Origin of the sequence: Pseudomonas sp. EL_65y_Pfl2_R95, from assembly GCF_963971045.1 — a bacterium.
In the GTDB taxonomy this organism is placed as follows: Bacteria; Pseudomonadota; Gammaproteobacteria; order Pseudomonadales; family Pseudomonadaceae; genus Aquipseudomonas.
In genome coordinates, this window is the sequence record NZ_CAXAOV010000001.1 from 1,137,043 (window position 1) to 1,153,778 (window position 16,736).

At 55.1% G+C, this 16,736-nt stretch carries 21 protein-coding genes; 11 read left to right on the plus strand and 10 right to left on the minus strand.

Annotated elements, in window-relative coordinates; all coding sequences use genetic code 11:
- The first annotated feature begins 39 nt into the window (after positions 1-39).
- Entirely contained in the window at positions 40-1,200 is a 1,161-nt protein-coding gene (gene algW, locus AACY09_RS05395) for a Do family serine endopeptidase AlgW (protein ID WP_339486500.1), read from the plus strand.
- 53 nt (positions 1,201-1,253) lie between these two features.
- Here algW and hisC read toward each other — a convergent pair whose 3' ends face one another.
- The 10 genes from hisC to AACY09_RS05445 form a co-directional block, all read right to left on the minus strand.
- Positions 1,254-2,318, minus strand: a complete 1,065-nt coding sequence (gene hisC / locus AACY09_RS05400; protein ID WP_339486501.1) for a histidinol-phosphate transaminase — start codon at positions 2,316-2,318, stop codon at positions 1,254-1,256.
- Positions 2,319-2,375: 57 nt separating this feature from the next.
- Positions 2,376-3,686 (minus strand): histidinol dehydrogenase, encoded by a 1,311-nt coding sequence (hisD, locus tag AACY09_RS05405; RefSeq protein ID WP_339486502.1) that lies wholly within the window; start codon positions 3,684-3,686, stop codon positions 2,376-2,378.
- Between the two features lie 123 nt (positions 3,687-3,809).
- Complete coding sequence (hisG, locus tag AACY09_RS05410; protein ID WP_339486503.1) at positions 3,810-4,445, minus strand: ATP phosphoribosyltransferase; 636 nt, start codon at positions 4,443-4,445, stop codon at positions 3,810-3,812.
- Between the two features lie 89 nt (positions 4,446-4,534).
- Positions 4,535-5,800 carry a UDP-N-acetylglucosamine 1-carboxyvinyltransferase gene (gene murA, locus AACY09_RS05415; RefSeq protein ID WP_339486504.1) on the minus strand — a complete coding sequence of 422 codons (1,266 nt, stop codon included), beginning with the start codon at positions 5,798-5,800 and terminating at the stop codon, positions 4,535-4,537.
- A 16-nt stretch (positions 5,801-5,816) separates the two neighbouring features.
- Positions 5,817-6,056 (minus strand): BolA family protein, encoded by a 240-nt coding sequence (locus AACY09_RS05420; RefSeq protein WP_087518093.1) that lies wholly within the window; start codon positions 6,054-6,056, stop codon positions 5,817-5,819.
- A gap of 123 nt (positions 6,057-6,179) precedes the next feature.
- On the minus strand, positions 6,180-6,527 hold the full coding sequence (locus AACY09_RS05425) for an STAS domain-containing protein (RefSeq protein ID WP_339486505.1): 348 nt from the start codon (positions 6,525-6,527) through the stop codon (positions 6,180-6,182).
- Positions 6,524-7,156, minus strand: coding sequence for an MlaC/ttg2D family ABC transporter substrate-binding protein (locus AACY09_RS05430; protein WP_339486507.1), 633 nt, complete (start codon positions 7,154-7,156; stop codon positions 6,524-6,526). Before AACY09_RS05430 ends, AACY09_RS05425 begins: the two co-directional genes overlap by 4 nt.
- 13 nt (positions 7,157-7,169) lie before the next feature.
- Positions 7,170-7,640, minus strand: a complete 471-nt coding sequence (gene mlaD / locus AACY09_RS05435) for an outer membrane lipid asymmetry maintenance protein MlaD (protein ID WP_339486509.1) — start codon at positions 7,638-7,640, stop codon at positions 7,170-7,172.
- Complete coding sequence (gene mlaE, locus AACY09_RS05440; protein ID WP_339486510.1) at positions 7,640-8,437, minus strand: lipid asymmetry maintenance ABC transporter permease subunit MlaE; 798 nt, start codon at positions 8,435-8,437, stop codon at positions 7,640-7,642. The genes mlaD and mlaE overlap by 1 nt, the downstream gene beginning before the upstream one ends.
- On the minus strand, positions 8,437-9,246 hold the full coding sequence (locus AACY09_RS05445; RefSeq protein WP_339486511.1) for an ATP-binding cassette domain-containing protein: 810 nt from the start codon (positions 9,244-9,246) through the stop codon (positions 8,437-8,439). The genes mlaE and AACY09_RS05445 overlap by 1 nt, the downstream gene beginning before the upstream one ends.
- Before the next feature lie 246 nt (positions 9,247-9,492).
- Between AACY09_RS05445 and AACY09_RS05450 the strand changes: the two genes are divergently transcribed.
- The 10 genes from AACY09_RS05450 (at position 9,493) to AACY09_RS05495 (ending at position 16,736) form a co-directional block, all read left to right on the plus strand.
- Positions 9,493-10,467 carry a KpsF/GutQ family sugar-phosphate isomerase gene (locus AACY09_RS05450; protein ID WP_445323772.1) on the plus strand — a complete coding sequence of 325 codons (975 nt, stop codon included), beginning with the start codon at positions 9,493-9,495 and terminating at the stop codon, positions 10,465-10,467.
- Positions 10,467-10,991 carry a KdsC family phosphatase gene (locus AACY09_RS05455; protein WP_339486512.1) on the plus strand — a complete coding sequence of 175 codons (525 nt, stop codon included), beginning with the start codon at positions 10,467-10,469 and terminating at the stop codon, positions 10,989-10,991. Before AACY09_RS05450 ends, AACY09_RS05455 begins: the two co-directional genes overlap by 1 nt.
- Positions 10,992-11,002: 11 nt before the next feature.
- A complete protein-coding gene (gene lptC / locus AACY09_RS05460) occupies positions 11,003-11,569 on the plus strand; it encodes an LPS export ABC transporter periplasmic protein LptC (protein WP_339486513.1) in 567 nt (188 codons plus the stop codon).
- Positions 11,556-12,092: a lipopolysaccharide transport periplasmic protein LptA gene (gene lptA, locus AACY09_RS05465; RefSeq protein ID WP_339486514.1), complete on the plus strand. Its 537-nt coding sequence runs from the start codon at positions 11,556-11,558 to the stop codon at positions 12,090-12,092. The genes lptC and lptA overlap by 14 nt, the downstream gene beginning before the upstream one ends.
- A 3-nt stretch (positions 12,093-12,095) precedes the next feature.
- Positions 12,096-12,821 (plus strand): LPS export ABC transporter ATP-binding protein, encoded by a 726-nt coding sequence (lptB, locus tag AACY09_RS05470; RefSeq protein WP_339486515.1) that lies wholly within the window; start codon positions 12,096-12,098, stop codon positions 12,819-12,821.
- Between the two features lie 136 nt (positions 12,822-12,957).
- The gene (locus tag AACY09_RS05475) at positions 12,958-14,478 is read left to right on the plus strand and encodes an RNA polymerase factor sigma-54 (protein ID WP_339486516.1); all 1,521 of its coding nucleotides are present in this window, start codon (positions 12,958-12,960) and stop codon (positions 14,476-14,478) included.
- A gap of 177 nt (positions 14,479-14,655) precedes the next feature.
- Positions 14,656-14,964 carry a ribosome hibernation-promoting factor, HPF/YfiA family gene (gene hpf, locus AACY09_RS05480; RefSeq protein WP_339486518.1) on the plus strand — a complete coding sequence of 103 codons (309 nt, stop codon included), beginning with the start codon at positions 14,656-14,658 and terminating at the stop codon, positions 14,962-14,964.
- Positions 14,965-14,979: 15 nt separating this feature from the next.
- Positions 14,980-15,444, plus strand: a complete 465-nt coding sequence (gene ptsN, locus AACY09_RS05485) for a PTS IIA-like nitrogen regulatory protein PtsN (protein WP_339486519.1) — start codon at positions 14,980-14,982, stop codon at positions 15,442-15,444.
- Positions 15,445-15,593: 149 nt separating this feature from the next.
- Positions 15,594-16,451 carry an RNase adapter RapZ gene (gene rapZ / locus AACY09_RS05490; protein WP_339486520.1) on the plus strand — a complete coding sequence of 286 codons (858 nt, stop codon included), beginning with the start codon at positions 15,594-15,596 and terminating at the stop codon, positions 16,449-16,451.
- 12 nt (positions 16,452-16,463) lie between these two features.
- Entirely contained in the window at positions 16,464-16,736 is a 273-nt protein-coding gene (locus AACY09_RS05495; protein ID WP_339486521.1) for an HPr family phosphocarrier protein, read from the plus strand.

Below are 16,736 nucleotides of genomic sequence, written 5' to 3' on the forward strand. Positions count from 1 at the left end.
GGGGCTCAGGTGCCCCTCGCAACTCTCAGGACTTCTTTGATGCTCAAAGCAGTGCGTTTTTTTGGCTGGCCTTTGCTCGTTGGCGTGTTAGTCGCCTTACTGTTTATCCAGCAATACCCAGAATGGGTTGGCCTGCCTGACCACGATGTAGAAGTTCGTCAGGCTCCCAAACACCGCGGCAACCCTTCGAGCGCTCCGGCCTCATATGCCAATGCAGTGACCCTGGCGTCGCCTGCAGTTGCCAACCTGTACACCACCAAATACGTTAACAAGCCCGCGCTTCCTCTGTTTGAAGACCCGCAGTTTAAAAAGTTCTTTGGCGACAACCTGCCAAGACAACGCCGCATGGAGTCGAGCCTCGGTTCAGCTGTAATCATGAGTTCGGAAGGTTATCTGCTGACCAACAACCATGTGACGGCCGGCGCCGATCAAATCGTTGTGGCGCTCAAAGACGGCCGTGAAACCCTGGCCAGGGTGATTGGCAGTGACCCAGAAACCGACCTGGCAGTCCTCAAGATTGACCTGGATGACATGCCTGCGATCACTCTGGGCCGCTCGGATAATATCAAGATTGGCGACGTGACCTTGGCCATTGGCAACCCATTCGGGGTCGGCCAAACCGTGACCATGGGCATTATCAGTGCCACTGGCCGCAATCAACTGGGCCTCAATACATACGAAGACTTCATCCAGACGGACGCTGCAATCAACCCCGGTAACTCAGGCGGCGCACTGGTGGATGCCGACGGCAATCTCGTCGGCATCAACACCGCTATCTTCTCCAAGTCGGGTGGTTCGCAAGGCATAGGCTTTGCCATTCCGGTAAAGCTTGCCCTTGAGGTGATGCAGGCCATTATTGAACACGGCCAGGTCATACGCGGCTGGCTGGGCATTGAAGTTCAGCCACTGACGCCAGAGTTGGCAGAGTCATTCGGCCTTGAAGGACGCCCGGGCATTGTTGTCGCCGGTATTTACCGCGACGGCCCTGCTCAACGCGCCGGCCTGCAGCCGGGTGATTTGATTATGAATATCGATGGCGAGCCGGCAGGCGATGGCCGCCGCTCGATGAATCAGGTGGCGCGGACCAAACCGGGTGACAAAATTCGCATTGAGATTCTGCGTAACGGCAAGCCAATGGACCTCACCGCAGAGGTTGGCGTGCGCCCACCGGCATCCACTAAAACCGAGGACAATCAGTAGGTAATCTATTGATCGGCAGCGGTCTCAGTGGGCGAAACCGCTATCACAGGTTTTCACCGCATCGAGCAAATGCCGTGCAAGGCGTCTAACAGCGCTTGGTTCTGCTCGGGCGTACCAATACTGATGCGCAAGAACTGAGCGATCCGCGCCTGTTTGAAGTGACGCACAATCACCCCTTGCTCGCGCAACAGCCCGGCCAACTCTGCCGCATCCCGCTGGACGTGGCGCGCAAAGACGAAGTTAGCTGCGGAAGGCAGCACCTCGAAACCTAGCTGCTCCAAGCCCGCCACTACGTCATTGCGGCTGTTGATGACGGCCTGACAACTTTGTTCGAAGTACACAGTGTCAGCAAATGCAGCGGCGGCACCGGCAATCGCAATACGGTCCAGCGGATAGGAGTTAAAGCTGTTTTTGATTCGCTCCAGCGCCTCAATCAAATCAGGATGCCCCACCGCAAAACCAACCCGAAGCCCTGCCAGCGAACGTGATTTGGACAAGGTTTGAGTGACCAGCAAATTGGGGTATTTATCCACCAGGCTAATCGCCGATTCCCCCCCAAAATCGATGTAGGCTTCATCCACCAGCACAACGCTTTCTGTATTGAGGTTCAGCAGGCGCTCAATCGCCTCAAGCGGCAACAGGCAGCCTGTTGGCGCATTGGGGTTCGGGAAAATGATGCCGCCATTAGGCCGCGCGTAGTCTTCAACCTGGATTTGGAACTGTTCATCCAGCTCGATAATCCCGGGCTCAATTGCGTAAAGGCCGCAATAGACCGGGTAAAAGCTGTAACTGATGTCCGGAAACAACAGCGGTTTTCCGTGCTGAAACAGGCCATGAAACGCATGAGCAAGGACTTCATCGGAGCCATTGCCGACAAAAACCTGCGCCGTTTGCACGCCATAGAACTCGGCAACCGCTTGTTTGAGGCGATCACTGTTCGGATCGGGATACAGGCGCAATTGATCGTTCACTTCCGCCTGCATGGCGGCAATCGCCAGTGGCGAAGGCCCGTAGGGGTTTTCATTGGTATTGAGCTTAACCAGCTTGGCCAGCTTGGGTTGCTCGCCCGGCACATAAGGCACCAATTGCTTGACGAAGGGGCTCCAAAATTTACTCACTGCCCTGCTCTCCTACAGCCTGGCGCAGGCATTGAGCCTCGCCAGAGATTAACTGAATTAGTGTTTGATCCGGTATTCAGCGCTGCGCGCATGAGCCGTCAACGACTCACCGCGAGCCAGCACCGAAGCGGTTTTACCCAATTCAGAGGCACCGTCGGCTGAGCAATAAATGATTGATGAGCGTTTCTGGAAGTCATACACGCCCAAGGGTGAAGAAAAACGCGCCGTACCAGAGGTCGGTAAAACGTGATTCGGTCCGGCGCAGTAATCGCCCAGGGCTTCTGCGGTGTAGCGACCCATAAAAATCGCGCCCGCATGGCGTATCTGCGGCAACCACTGCTCAGGGTCTTCCACCGACAATTCCAAATGCTCTGGCGCGATGCGATTCGCCACTTCAATGGCTTGCGCCATATCGGCCACTTGAATCAACGCACCGCGGGCTACCAGCGAGGTGCGGATTATCTCTTCGCGCTCCATGGTTGGCAGCAGCTTGGCGATAGACGCCGCGACTTTATCGAGGAAGTCAGCATCCGGGCTTACCAGAATCGACTGAGCGTCTTCATCGTGTTCTGCCTGTGAGAACAGGTCCATCGCGATCCAATCTGGATCGGTTTGGCCATCGCACACCACCAGGATTTCGGACGGTCCTGCAATCATGTCGATGCCGACCTTACCGAACACATGGCGCTTGGCCGTGGCCACATAGATGTTGCCTGGGCCGACAATCTTGTCTACAGGCGGCACGCTTTCAGTGCCATAGGCCAGCGCGGCAACAGCCTGGGCCCCGCCGATGGTGAACACCCGGTCAACCCCGGCAATAGCGGCGGCGGCCAGCACGATCTCATTGATCTCACCGCGTGGCGTCGGTACCACCATGACCACCTCAGCCACGCCGGCGACTTTCGCCGGGATCGCATTCATCAATACCGATGACGGGTAAGTCGCTTTGCCGCCCGGCACGTATAAACCCGCACGATCCAGAGGCGTGACCTGCTGACCCAGAACAGTGCCATCGGCCTCGGTGTAGCGCCATGAGTCTTGTTTTTGCTTCTCGTGATAGCGGCGCACGCGTTCTGCGGCGACTTCAAGCGCCTGGCGCTGAGCCGGCGTAATGCGCGTCAGTGCCAACTCCAGACGCTCACGGGGCAGGATCAGATCCGCCATGCTGGCGACTTCCAGCCCGTCAAACCGTTGCGTGTATTCAACCAGCGCGGCATCGCCCCGACTGCGCACCGCGGCGATGATCTCCAGCACCCGCTGGTTTACCCCGTCGTCAGACACACTCTCCCAGCTCAGCAAATGATCAAGATCATGGGCAAAACCTTGGTCAGCGGCATTGAGTCGGCGTACAGCGATGGGAGCAGTCATAACGGGCCTCTTGAATTAGCAAATGCTCAAGCGCCCGTAGAATACCAGCCGCTCCGCGCGGGCACCTGAATATTCTGGCTATGACACGGATAGGCGGACGCAGCCCTGGGCTGCGTAAAGGTATTAATTAGGGTGTCGCGACTCGACCGCTTCACGCAAGGTGTCGATCAGCGCCTGGATACGCGCGTGCTGCATCTTCATCGAAGCCTTGTTGACCACCAGACGCGAGCTAATAGTTGCAATCAGCTCTTGAGCCTCGAGGCCGTTGGCACGCAAGGTGTTACCGGTGTCGACGACATCGATAATCTTGTCGGCCAATCCCACCAAAGGCGCCAGTTCCATGGAACCGTAGAGTTTGATCACGTCAACCTGGCGGCCCTGCTCTGCGTAGTACTGCTTGGCCACATTGACGAACTTAGTCGCCACCCGCAGGCGACCTTTCGGCTCAACAGCACCCACAGCGCCAGCAGTCATCAGCTTGCACTTGGCAATACGCAAGTCCAGAGGCTCGTACAAGCCCTGGCCACCGTACTCCATCAATACGTCTTTACCAGCAACGCCCAAATCGGCGGCGCCATGCTCAACGTAGGTTGGCACATCGGTCGCACGCACAATCAACAAGCGCACATCATCCTGAGTCGTCGGAATGATCAGCTTGCGGCTTTTTTCAGGGTTCTCGGTTGGCACAATACCCGCCGCAGCAAGCAGCGGCAGAGTGTCATCAAGAATGCGGCCTTTCGACAGCGCGATGGTGAGCATGGTGGTTGTAAATCCTTAGAAACTAAACATCGCAAACCAGGCAGCAATATTGCCCGGTTTGCGTTACCCGCAGGCGGTACGCTGGAAAACTAGCCCGGAATGCGGCGAATCTTCGCGCCCAACAACTGCAGTTTTTCTTCGATGCATTCATAACCACGGTCAATGTGGTAAATGCGGTCGATCAAGGTATCACCCTCAGCAACCAATGCCGCGATCACCAAGCTGGCCGATGCACGCAGATCGGTGGCCATCACTGGCGCGCCCTTGAGCTTGTCGGTACCGGTTACCACGGCTGTATTGCCTTCAACCAGAATCTGCGCGCCCATGCGAATCATCTCGTGAACGTGCATAAAGCGGTTTTCGAAGACGGTTTCAATCACGGCACCGCTGCCTTCAGCAATCGCATTAAGCGCGATGAACTGAGCTTGCATGTCGGTTGGGAACGCAGGATATGGCGCAGTGCGCAAGGTCACAGCCTTCGGCCGTTTGCCTTTCATATCCAGCTCGATCCAATCAGGACCGCTGGTAATTTCAGCGCCAGCTTCTTCAAGCTTGGAGATTACGGCTTCCAAAGTTGAAGCATCGGTGTCCTTGAGCTTGACTCGCCCACCTGTAGCGGCTGCAGCCACCAGGTAGGTGCCTGTTTCGATACGATCAGGCATCACATTGAAGCGCGCGCCGCCAAGACGCTCAACGCCGTCAATGGTAATGGTGTCAGTCCCGGCGCCTTGAATTTTCGCGCCCATTGCGATCAGGCAGTTGGCCAGATCAACCACTTCCGGCTCGCGTGCAGCATTTTCAAGCACACTACGGCCTTTGGCCAAGGTAGCGGCCATCATGATGTTTTCAGTACCGGTCACACTGACGGTATCGAAGAAGAAACGCGCACCGCGCAAGCCGCCTTCTGGCGCCTTGGCTTTGATGTAGCCGCCCTCGACGTCAATGATTGCACCCATGGCTTCAAGGCCACGGATATGCAGATCCACCGGACGCGAGCCAATAGCACAGCCGCCAGGCAGGGCCACTTCAGCCTCGCCAAAGCGCGCGACCATCGGCCCGAGCACCAGAATCGAGGCACGCATGGTTTTAACCAATTCGTATGGCGCAACCAGGGTCTTGATGGCCCGTGCATCAACCTCGACCGAGAGCTTCTCGTCGATAATCGGCTCGATGCCCATGCGACCGAACAGCTCGATCATCGTGGTGATGTCGTGCAAGTGCGGCAAATTGCAGATAGTGACCGGGGCATCACCCAACAAGGTGGCCGCCAGAATCGGCAATGCAGAGTTTTTCGCACCGGAAATGCGGATCTCGCCGTCAAGACGGACGCCGCCGGTAATAATTAATTTATCCATTACTGTCTCGCTGCCTCTAGGAACGCGCGGCCCATGCGGCACGGCTGAAGAATTTCATAGTCACTGCATGAATACTGCCATCGGCAATCCATGGATTCAGGTGGGCGTAGACCTGCTGCTGACGCTTGACGGGGCTCAAAGCAGCCACCTCGTCGCCGATCACATTCAGCTGGAAGTTGCAGCCTTCGCCTTCAACTTCAACTTGGGTATCCGGCAGTTTAGCCTCCAGGAGACTTTTTACTTCTAGGGCCTGCATGAGCAACCTCAATCAGCGTATTCATTAGCGACAGCGGAGCCTAAGCTCTCGGGTGGCGCATCATACAAAAAAAGCTCGGAACCTGCGAATCCTGAAGAACCCGCCGATCGGTATAGATGGTGACTACTCGCTTACAACGTCCACTGAGTGCTGCTCAGTGGGTGCCTGTTCAAGCGGCAAAATATCCAGAAGTTCGGACACCTTGGCGATTTCTTGCATATCCTTGGGCAGATTGCGCACCAGGATGCTTTTACCTTTGCTCTGGGCATCGCGAACAAAGGCCAGCAACAGCGAAAGTCCGACGCTGCTGGACTTGTCGACAGCCGCACAATCAATTACGCAGGTGCTGACATTGCAGTCCTTGAGCAATTTGCCGCCATCTTTACGTAGCTGCGGCCCAGAGGTGTAATCGATCACGCCAGAGAGCTGAAACACCCCTGGCGATAACTCATCAATACTGGCCTGACTCACGACTCACCCTTGGCCTGACGCGCCTTGGCGACAGTTTCTGGCCAAGTATCGATGACCTTGTCCAAATCGTTGCCGTTTTTCTGCATCGACTGCGAGAACTGATCGCGGAACAGTTTACCGACGTTGATACCATTGATGACCATATTACGCATCATCCATGAGTCGCCTTTATTGACCATGGTGTAGGCCAGCGGATAAATGGTGCCACTGCCGTCCTTGATCTCCATGTTCACCGTGGTGCGCTCAGGATCTTGCTTACCCGTGGCCGGCAGTACGCGAATGTCCTGATTGTTGTACTCAAGCAGGGCATTGCCATAGAACTGCATCAGGCTCTGCTTGAAGTTGCCCTGAAAGCGCTCCATCTGTGCCGGGGTCGCTTTGCGCGAATAACGCACTGTCATGACGCCACGGGAGATGCCATCAACGTCCACCACCGGCCCGAGAATGGAGTCGAGGGCGGTGTAGAACGCATTCGGATCGCTGCGGTACTGCTCTTTATTAGCCTTGAGGTCATCAAGCAGCTTGGTGGTCGTTTGCTGAACCACTTCATTAGCGGTCGGCGCGGCAACGGCGATAAGGGGCAGCGCCGTCAGCAACAGGATAAGGCTGTTACGAAGTACTTTGATCATTATCAGTTCCTCGTTATTTGGATTCGTCTTTGTTCACAGAATTAAGTAAAAACTTGCCAATCAAATCCTCAAGCACCAGCGATGACTGGGTGTCATGAATGGTGCCGCCATCTTTCAGCACCTCTTCTTCACCGCCAACGCTGATACCGATATATTTCTCGCCCAGCAGACCGGCAGTCAGGATTGAGGCGGTGGAGTCTTCCGGCAAGTTGTTCACATTCTTGTCGACAGACATGGTGACACGCCCGGTGTAGCTGTCACGATCCAAATCAATCGCCACCACCTTACCGATTGTGACCCCAGCCATGGTTACCTTGGAACGCACGGTTAGACCGGCAATGTTCTCAAAGTGCGCATAGACCTTGTAAGTATCATCAGCGTTACCCATTGCCAGACCGCTGACGCGCAGAGCCAATAGCATCAATGCCAGCATTCCGGCCAGCAGGAACAGGCCGACACCAACTTCCAGTGTGCGGTTTTGCATCAGAAATCTCCAAACATCAAAGCAGTCAGAATAAAGTCCAAACCCAATACAGCTAAAGAGGCGTAGACCACTGTTCGGGTAGTCGCCTGACTGATGCCTTCCGAGGTCGGCTCACAGTCATAGCCCTGGAACACGGCAATCCAGGTCACAACAAATCCAAATACGACACTTTTGATCACGCCGTTAAGCACGTCATCGACAAAGGACACGCTGTTCTGCATGTTCGACCAGAACGAGCCTTCATAAACACCGAGCCAGTCAATTGCGACCATCGAGCCGCCCCAGATACCGACCACGCTGAAAATCATCGCCAGCAAGGGCATCGAAATAAAGCCAGCCCACAATCGCGGGGCGACAATATGCTTGAGTGGGTCAACACCGATCATTGCCAAGCTGGACAGTTGCTCTGTGGACTTCATGTTACCGATCTCTGCCGTCAGCGCAGAACCCGCTCGCCCTGCAAACAGCAGCGCAGCAACCACCGGCCCCAGTTCACGCAACAGGGTCAACGCCACCATTTGCCCAACGGCCTGCTCCGAGCCATAGCTGGAGAGGATATTAAAGCCTTGCAGCGACAAAACCATGCCAATGAAAAGACCCGACACCACAATGATTGCCAGGGACATAACCCCGACCGAATGCAGCTGTTTAACCAATAAATGGAAAGCGTTGCCTGATGTGCCACGACCCAATAGCGCACGCACCAGGAAAATCGATGAGCGCCCCAATGTGGCGACCACATCAATACCGGCACGTCCCAGCAGGGCGACCCGTTGAATGGGTGTTCTTTTGCGCATCAGCGCGCCCCCAGAAGATCATCGCGGTAACTATCCGCCGGAAAGTGAAACGGCACAGGACCATCGGCCGCGCCCCGCATGAATTGCTGAATGCGCGGGCTGTCAGACTTCATCAACTCAGCAGGCGTGCCTTGTCCCAACACCTGCGTATCGCCCACTACATAGATGTAGTCAGCAATACTTGCCGTTTCAGCCAGGTCATGTGAGACCACGATACTGGTAATCCCCAGCGCATCATTGAGCAGACGAATCAAACGCACCAAAACCCCCATTGCGATGGGGTCTTGCCCCACAAAAGGCTCGTCGTAAATCAAAATCTGCGGATCAAGAGCGATGGCCCGCGCCAATGCAACGCGGCGCTTCATCCCCCCGGACAACTCATCAGGCATCAATTCAATTGCACCGCGCAGGCCAACGGCCTGCAGCTTCATCAGCACAATATCGCGAATCATTTCTTCCGGGAGCCGGGTATGCACGCGCAAGGGAAAGGCGACGTTCTCGAACACATCGAGGTCGGTAAACAAGGCGCCGCTCTGAAACAACACGCCCATCTGCTTACGCATGTCGAACAATTCACTGCGCGACAGCGTCGGCAGATCCACTCCGTTGACCCACACTTGCCCGGTAGATGGTTTCAGCTCAGCGGCAATCAGCCTCAGCAGCGTCGTCTTACCGCTGCCGGAAGGCCCCATGATGCCGACAACCTTGCCGCGCGGGATGCACAGATCGATATTTTTGAAAATATCTCGATCGCCGCGCTTAAAACTGACGTTCTTAAGCTCAACCGCGTAATGACTTTCGGCGCCCATTTAAACTCCTTACCAACAGCCTCCCTTGATAGACGCTCGGTTTCAAAATGAAGACACCGCGCCAATCCTCAGGGCCGAATTAGCGTTGCATCATACCACCGACCCAGAAGCGCTCCCAATATTGCGAGGACGAATAACCTCAGTTATGCATAGCCTTGCACGCGCGTGGCGAAATTCTAAGATGAGCGGACCACGCTTTGCGGCTATAATCGCAGGCTTTTACTGAGCATGGACTGGCCAATTGATATGAACCAGACAAACGACCTGATCAAATCTGCAGAGCGCACCATTCGCCTTGAACTGCAAGCCGTTGAAGAATTGCTGCCGCGAATTGATGGTGATTTTGTCCGTGCCTGCGAATTGATTCTGTCGAGCAAAGGCCGCGTGGTAGTGGTCGGCATGGGTAAATCAGGCCATGTCGGCAATAAAATTGCGGCAACCCTAGCCAGCACCGGCACCACCGCTTATTTTGTTCATCCCGCGGAAGCAAGCCACGGCGACATGGGCATGATCACTCGCGACGACGTGGTGCTGGCACTCTCAAACTCAGGCTCAACCGCCGAGATCGTGACCCTGCTGCCCTTGATCAAACGTCTGGGTATCAAGCTGATCAGCATGACCGGAAACCCGGAGTCAGTGCTGGCGAAAGCCGCCGAAGTGAATCTCGATGCCAGCGTATCGAAAGAAGCCTGCCCGCTTAACCTGGCCCCAACGTCATCAACCACTGCATCCTTGGTGCTGGGCGATGCACTGGCGATCGCACTGCTTGAAGCGCGTGGCTTTACCGCTGAAGACTTCGCCTTTTCCCATCCAGGCGGGGCACTGGGCAGACGCTTGCTGTTGAAAGTCGAAAACGTCATGCACACCGGCGATGGCCTGCCTACGGTAAAATCTGGCACCTCGCTTCGAGAAGCCCTGCTGATCATGACCCAAAAGGGCTTGGGCATGACCGTTGTAACGGATTGCAATGGTTTGCTCGCCGGAATCTTCACTGACGGCGACTTGCGCAGAACTCTGGACCGCGAAATTGATCTACGTCTAGCAACCATTGACCAAGTCATGACCGCTCATGGCAAGACTGCCCGCGCCGAAATGCTTGCAGCTGAAGCTTTGAAGATCATGGAAGACCATAAAATCAGCGCGCTCGTCGTAGTTGATGACAACGATCGTCCCGTAGGTGCGCTGAATATGCATGACCTGCTTCGCGCCGGAGTAATGTAATGACCCCAGAATTCAAACAACGCGCCAGCGCGATAAAACTGGCAATTTTTGACGTAGACGGCGTTCTCACCGACGGCAAACTGTATTTCCTGGTCGATGGCAGCGAATTTAAAACCTTCAACACCCTCGACGGTCACGGCATCAAAATGCTGATCAACTCGGGTGTGCGCACCGCGATTATTACCGGACGCACCACGCCGGTAGTTGAGCGCCGCGCACAAAACCTTGGTATTCAGCATCTTTACCAAGGGCGCGAAGACAAACTTGCAGTGCTCGACGAGCTACTTGGCGAACTCGGCCTAAACTATGAACAAGTTGCCTACCTCGGCGACGACCTGCCCGACCTGCCGGTCATTCGCCGCGTAGGTTTAGGCATGGCTGTCGCCAGTGCCGACCCTTTTGTGCGCGAGCATGCGTTCGCGGTGACTCAAGCCAGAGGCGGCGAAGGTGCGGCGCGAGAGTTCTGCGAACAAATCATGCTCGCCCAAGGCACCCTTGAAGCGGCTCAAGCAGCCTACCTGTAGAACAGCAAACTATGCGCAAACCATTAAACATCTTGCTCCTCGTGCTCGGCGTGCTGATAGTCGCCGCAGCGGGCTACTGGAATATCAACCCTGACAGCTTCGCGGACAAACCGGCGAAAACCGCTGCGCAAAATACTATTGATTTTTATGTGGTCAATTCAAAAACGGTGCAATATCAGCCTGACGGCACATTGCATTACGAGCTGACCTCCGACAAAGTCGAACATGCCAAGGACTCGGATATTTCCTATCTGACCCAGCCAGACCTGTTGCTGTACCGCGGTACAGAGCTGCCGTGGCATGTGCAAAGTGAAAAAGGTGAAGTTTCACCCGGCGGCAAAGAGGTCGAACTGATCGACAAAGTCCGCGTTGAACGCACGGATGCAAAAGGTCGCCCAACCCTGCTGACAACCAGCCGTCTTACGGTAATTCCCGATAAGGAATATGCGCAGACCCAGCAAGCCGTTAGAATTGACGCAGCCAATGGGGTGACCACGGCGCAAGGAATGAAAGCGTATTTAAATGACAGCCGGATGCTCCTGCTGTCCAACGTAAGAGGCCAGCATGAGGTTCGTTAAAACCCTCCCCCTTCTACTCAGCCTGGGTGCATCGCTAGGAAGCGTTCATGCCTGGGCTTTGCCAACTGATCGCGATCAACCGATTCGCGTACAGGCCGACAGTGCAGAACTCGACGATAAACAAGGCGTTGCTGTTTACCGTGGCGATGTAGTAATCACTCAAGGCACCATGAAAATCACCGGTGACACCGTCACTATTACGCAGAATGCCAAGGGCGAAGTTGATGTTTTCACCTCCGTCGGGCGCCCTGCGTACTATGAACAAAAGCCTGCAGTCGACAAAGAGATCGTCAAAGCCTACGGCCTGACCATTCAGTACTTTTCCGCCAACGAGCGCATCGTGCTGATTGACCAGGCCAAGGTCATCCAAGAGGGCAATACCTTCGAAGGCGAGAAAATTGTCTATGATACCCAGCGCCAAATCGTCAATGCTGGCCGCGCAAATGGCACCAAAGTGACCACGCCGCGCCCGCGCATCGACATGGTGATTCAGCCGAAGAACAAACCCACCCAAGGGCAGTAATTAATGGCTACATTGAAAGCCCAACACTTGGCGAAAAGCTATAAAAGCCGCCAGGTTGTCCGTGACGTTAGCCTGAGCATAGACAGCGGCCAAATCGTCGGCCTGCTCGGCCCTAACGGCGCAGGTAAAACCACCTGCTTCTACATGATTGTGGGCTTAGTCCAGGCTGACCAGGGTCGCATCCTGATTGACGACCTCGATGTCAGCCATCAGCCGATGCACGGCCGCGCGCGCGCGGGCATTGGCTACCTGCCTCAAGAGGCTTCGATTTTCCGTAAGCTCAGTGTTGCCGATAACATCATGGCCATTCTTGAGACCCGCAAAGAACTCGATCGGGCTGGCCGTGAGGCTGAATTGGAGAACCTGCTTGAGGAATTCCATATTCACCACATTCGTGACAACCTGGGAATGAGCTTGTCCGGTGGCGAGCGGCGCCGTGTTGAAATTGCCCGCGCCCTGGCCACTGCACCGAAATTTATTTTGCTCGACGAGCCTTTTGCGGGTGTTGATCCGATTTCGGTTGGCGACATCAAGCAAATCATCCATCACTTGAAAGCCAAGGGTATTGGCGTGTTGATCACCGACCACAATGTGCGCGAAACGCTGGATATTTGCGAAACCGCTTATATCGTCAGCGATGGCCAACTCATTGCAGAAGGTGATTCAGAGGCAATTCTGGCCAACCAGACGGTAAAAGAAGTCTACTTGGGTCATGAATTCCGCCTTTAACCTGGATTTTTTCACCCGATAAGCGGCAACAGCTAGGCAAAGCACTGCAATTCAGGCATATAATTTGCTTCCTTGAGGCGCCTCCTTCGGCGCCCTGTAGTGGATTGCGCAGAGACGCCGGTAAATAAGGTCTGCAATGAAACCATCGCTAGTCCTGAAGATGGGCCAGCAGCTGACGATGACTCCTCAGCTGCAACAAGCCATTCGCTTACTCCAACTGTCGACCTTGGATCTTCAACAAGAAATCCAGGAGGCGCTGGAGTCAAACCCAATGCTCGAACGCCAGGAAGATGGCGAAGACTTCGATAATTCGGATCCTATGGCCGACGGCGCAGAAACCGCAACTGTCGAGCAGCCCAAGCAACAAGACACCTACGAAGAAAGCAGCAACCACCAAGATGCGCCACAAACCGTGGACAATCTGGAAGAAGGTGAGTGGAACGAACGCATTCCCAATGAGCTGCCCATTGATACCGCGTGGGAGGATGTCTACCAGACCAGCGCCAGCAGCTTGCCAAGCAGCAACAGTGACGATGACGAGTGGGACTTCACCACGCGCACCTCAACCGGTGAAAGCCTGCAGAGCCACATGCTCTGGCAGCTCAATCTGTCGCCAATGTCCGACAAGGACCGTTTGATTGCAGTCACCCTGATCGACTGCATCAACCCACAAGGCTACCTCGAAGAAACCCTGGAAGAGATTCTGGAAGCCTTTGATCCTGAACTGGACATCGAGCTCGACGAGATTGAAGCCGTCCTGCACCGCATTCAGCAGTTCGAGCCTTCGGGCATCGCCGCACGAGACCTGCGCGAATGCCTGACCCTGCAACTGCGCCAGCTACCCGCCAAGACCCCTTGGCTAGTTGAAGCACAGCGCCTCGCCAATGATTATCTGGACTTGCTTGGCAATCGTGACTACAGCCAACTGATGCGCCGCATGAAGCTCAAGGAAGACGACCTGCGCCAGGTCATCGAGCTGATCCAAAGCCTTAACCCGCGTCCGGGTTCGCAGATTGAGTCCAGCGAGCCGGAGTATGTGGTGCCCGACGTGATTGTGCGCAAACACAATGAGCGCTGGCTGGTAGAGCTTAACCAGGAAGCCATGCCCCGCCTGCGGGTCAACGCTCAATATGCAGGCTTTGTCCGCCGTGCGGACTCCAGCGCTGACAACACCTTTATGCGCAATCAGTTGCAAGAAGCTCGCTGGTTTATCAAAAGCCTGCAAAGCCGCAACGAGACCCTGATGAAAGTCGCTACTCAGATCGTTGAGCATCAGCGCGGGTTCCTCGACTACGGTGACGAAGCGATGAAGCCTCTGGTACTGCACGACATTGCCGAAGCAGTCGGCATGCACGAGTCCACCATCTCGCGGGTTACCACGCAGAAATTCATGCACACCCCGCGTGGCATTTACGAGTTGAAATACTTCTTCTCCAGCCACGTAAGCACCTCCGAAGGCGGAGAATGCTCGTCTACAGCGATCCGCGCGATTATCAAGAAACTGGTTGCAGCGGAAAATGCAAAAAAGCCGTTGAGTGACAGCAAGATCGCTGGTTTACTGGAGGCACAAGGCATTCAAGTAGCTCGCCGCACAGTTGCTAAATACCGTGAGTCCCTCGGTATCGCGCCTTCAAGTGAACGCAAGCGATTGATGTAGCAGTTGATGAACAGGAAAATCGTCTCAACCAATACCGAACTGCCCCGCGCTTGGATAAAGTAGCCATACTGCTATTACCCAGCGTGGGAAATGTTTACTGAGGATTTTTCGCGCCACAGTGTTCCGGCGGCAGGCAAACAGCCTGTCTCTTACACACGGCAACAAGGAGAATGCGGTATGCAAGTCAACATCAGTGGACATCAGCTAGATGTGACCGACGCCCTGCGTGACTACATCGACGAAAAATTCAGTCGACTAGAACGCCACTTCGACAAGATTACGAATGTGCAAGTTATTATGGAGGTCGAGAAGCTCAAACAGAAAATCGAAGCCACCTTACACATTGCAGGCGGCGAAATTGTCGCTAATGCCGAACACGATGATATGTACGCAGCAATCGATTTACTGACCGACAAACTCGACAGACAACTTATCAAGCACAAGGAAAAGCAGCTCGACCGTCAACAGGGTGCAATGGCCCGTTGATATCGCCCAACTCCTATGATCCGACTTGAAAATATCCTGACCCCCGGCCGTTCCTTGGTGAACGTGCCGGGCGGCAGCAAAAAACGTGTTCTCGAACAGATTGCCAACCTGGTTGCGCGCGAATTGCCCGACCTCGATGGACAAGACATTTTCGAAAGCCTGATTGCCCGCGAGAAACTCGGGTCCACCGGTTTTGGCAATGGTATTGCCATTCCGCACTGCCGTCTGCCTGCTTGCAACGCGCCGATCAGTGCGTTACTCAGGCTCGACTCCGCTGTAGATTTCGATGCAATCGATGGCGCACCGGTAGATTTGCTGTTCGTCCTGCTGGTTCCTGAAGCGGCCACGGATGAGCACTTGGAGCTACTTCGTCAAATCGCCAGCATGCTTGACCGCAGCGATGTCCGCGAACGACTGCGCCAGGCACAGAGCAATGACGAGCTGTACCAGGTTGTTGTCGACATCCAGAACAACAGCTAAGGATTCTCTGCAAAAGGTGGCGAGTGCCGGGGCCATAGGCTTGCCCTGAGGCGTCAAAGTGAGCCAAGGCGACGGTTCAGTCGCGATGGAATGCAACAGGCGTTGGCACAGTCCTTTTTCAGAGGTTGTCTAATCGACAGAGAACCTACATGCGCTTGATAATAGTCAGCGGGCGTTCTGGATCAGGCAAAAGTACCGCCCTTGATGTACTTGAGGACAACGGCTTTTACTGCATCGATAACCTGCCTGCCAGCTTGCTGCCGCAACTCGCTGAGCGAGCGTTCCAGCAGAAAGATTCAGCTCGCCCCAATGTGGCGGTGTCAATTGACGCACGTAACCTGCCCAGCGATTTGAATATGTTTCCAGAGTTGCTTGAACAAGTGCGCGCGCGCAATGTTCAGTGCGACCTGCTTTATCTGGATGCAAACGAAGAAACCCTGCTCAAACGCTTCTCCGAGACCCGTCGCCGCCACCCGCTGACCAACGACAACCGTTCGTTAGCCGAAGCCATTACCGATGAAACGCTGCTGCTGGAGCCCATCATTGATCTGGCCGATTTAAAGATCGACACCACCCACCTGAATCTCTATCAGCTGCGCGACACCCTCGCCCTGCGCTTGTTGAACAAGCCAGATCCGGGCACCGCATTTCTGGTTGAATCCTTCGGCTTCAAGCGGGGCATGCCGGTCGATGCCGACGTGGTATTTGATGTACGCTGCTTGCCGAACCCCTATTGGCGGCCCGAGTTGCGCGATTTCTCGGGACTGGAACAACCGGTGTCGGACTATTTAGACAGCCAGCCGGATGTTCAAGAGATGTATCAAGACATCCATGCCTATCTGAGCAAGTGGTTGCCACGTTTCGCGGCCAGTAATCGCGCCTACGTTACCGTCGCAATTGGCTGCACAGGGGGGCATCATCGCTCGGTTTATATCGCCAACCGTTTGGGCAAAGCACTCAAAGCTCAGCTCAAAAACGTCCAGACCCGCCACCGCGACCTCAGTTAAGGAACCGCCGCGATGCCCGCCTGTGAAGTGACCATTATCAACAAGCTCGGCTTGCATGCACGGGCTGCAGCAAAATTCGTCGGTGTTGCCACGCTGTATCCATGCAGTATCAGAGTAGGCCGCACCCCGGAGAATCTGGTCGACGGCAAAAGCATCATGTCAGTGATGATGCTCGCCGCCGGCAAAGGCACCTCAATTCACCTGCTAACCGATGGCGAGCGGGACGAAGAAGCCCTTGAGGCGATCATGGCGTTGATCAACAACTTCTTTGACGAAGGCGAATAG

Coding starts and splice junctions, on each gene's coding strand:
- algW (WP_339486500.1), top strand. CDS start 40: ATGCTCAAAGCAGTGCGTTTTTTTGGCTGGCCTTTGCTCGTTGGCGTG.
- hisD (WP_339486502.1), bottom strand. CDS start 3,686: ATGACTGCTCCCATCGCTGTACGCCGACTCAATGCCGCTGACCAAGGT.
- hisG (WP_339486503.1), bottom strand. CDS start 4,445: ATGCTCACCATCGCGCTGTCGAAAGGCCGCATTCTTGATGACACTCTG.
- murA (WP_339486504.1), bottom strand. CDS start 5,800: ATGGATAAATTAATTATTACCGGCGGCGTCCGTCTTGACGGCGAGATC.
- AACY09_RS05420 (WP_087518093.1), bottom strand. CDS start 6,056: ATGCAGGCCCTAGAAGTAAAAAGTCTCCTGGAGGCTAAACTGCCGGAT.
- AACY09_RS05430 (WP_339486507.1), bottom strand. CDS start 7,156: ATGATCAAAGTACTTCGTAACAGCCTTATCCTGTTGCTGACGGCGCTG.
- mlaD (WP_339486509.1), bottom strand. CDS start 7,640: ATGCAAAACCGCACACTGGAAGTTGGTGTCGGCCTGTTCCTGCTGGCC.
- mlaE (WP_339486510.1), bottom strand. CDS start 8,437: ATGCGCAAAAGAACACCCATTCAACGGGTCGCCCTGCTGGGACGTGCC.
- AACY09_RS05445 (WP_339486511.1), bottom strand. CDS start 9,246: ATGGGCGCCGAAAGTCATTACGCGGTTGAGCTTAAGAACGTCAGTTTT.
- AACY09_RS05450 (WP_445323772.1), top strand. CDS start 9,493: ATGAACCAGACAAACGACCTGATCAAATCTGCAGAGCGCACCATTCGC.
- AACY09_RS05455 (WP_339486512.1), top strand. CDS start 10,467: ATGACCCCAGAATTCAAACAACGCGCCAGCGCGATAAAACTGGCAATT.
- lptC (WP_339486513.1), top strand. CDS start 11,003: ATGCGCAAACCATTAAACATCTTGCTCCTCGTGCTCGGCGTGCTGATA.
- lptA (WP_339486514.1), top strand. CDS start 11,556: ATGAGGTTCGTTAAAACCCTCCCCCTTCTACTCAGCCTGGGTGCATCG.
- lptB (WP_339486515.1), top strand. CDS start 12,096: ATGGCTACATTGAAAGCCCAACACTTGGCGAAAAGCTATAAAAGCCGC.
- AACY09_RS05475 (WP_339486516.1), top strand. CDS start 12,958: ATGAAACCATCGCTAGTCCTGAAGATGGGCCAGCAGCTGACGATGACT.
- hpf (WP_339486518.1), top strand. CDS start 14,656: ATGCAAGTCAACATCAGTGGACATCAGCTAGATGTGACCGACGCCCTG.
- ptsN (WP_339486519.1), top strand. CDS start 14,980: ATGATCCGACTTGAAAATATCCTGACCCCCGGCCGTTCCTTGGTGAAC.
- rapZ (WP_339486520.1), top strand. CDS start 15,594: ATGCGCTTGATAATAGTCAGCGGGCGTTCTGGATCAGGCAAAAGTACC.
- AACY09_RS05495 (WP_339486521.1), top strand. CDS start 16,464: ATGCCCGCCTGTGAAGTGACCATTATCAACAAGCTCGGCTTGCATGCA.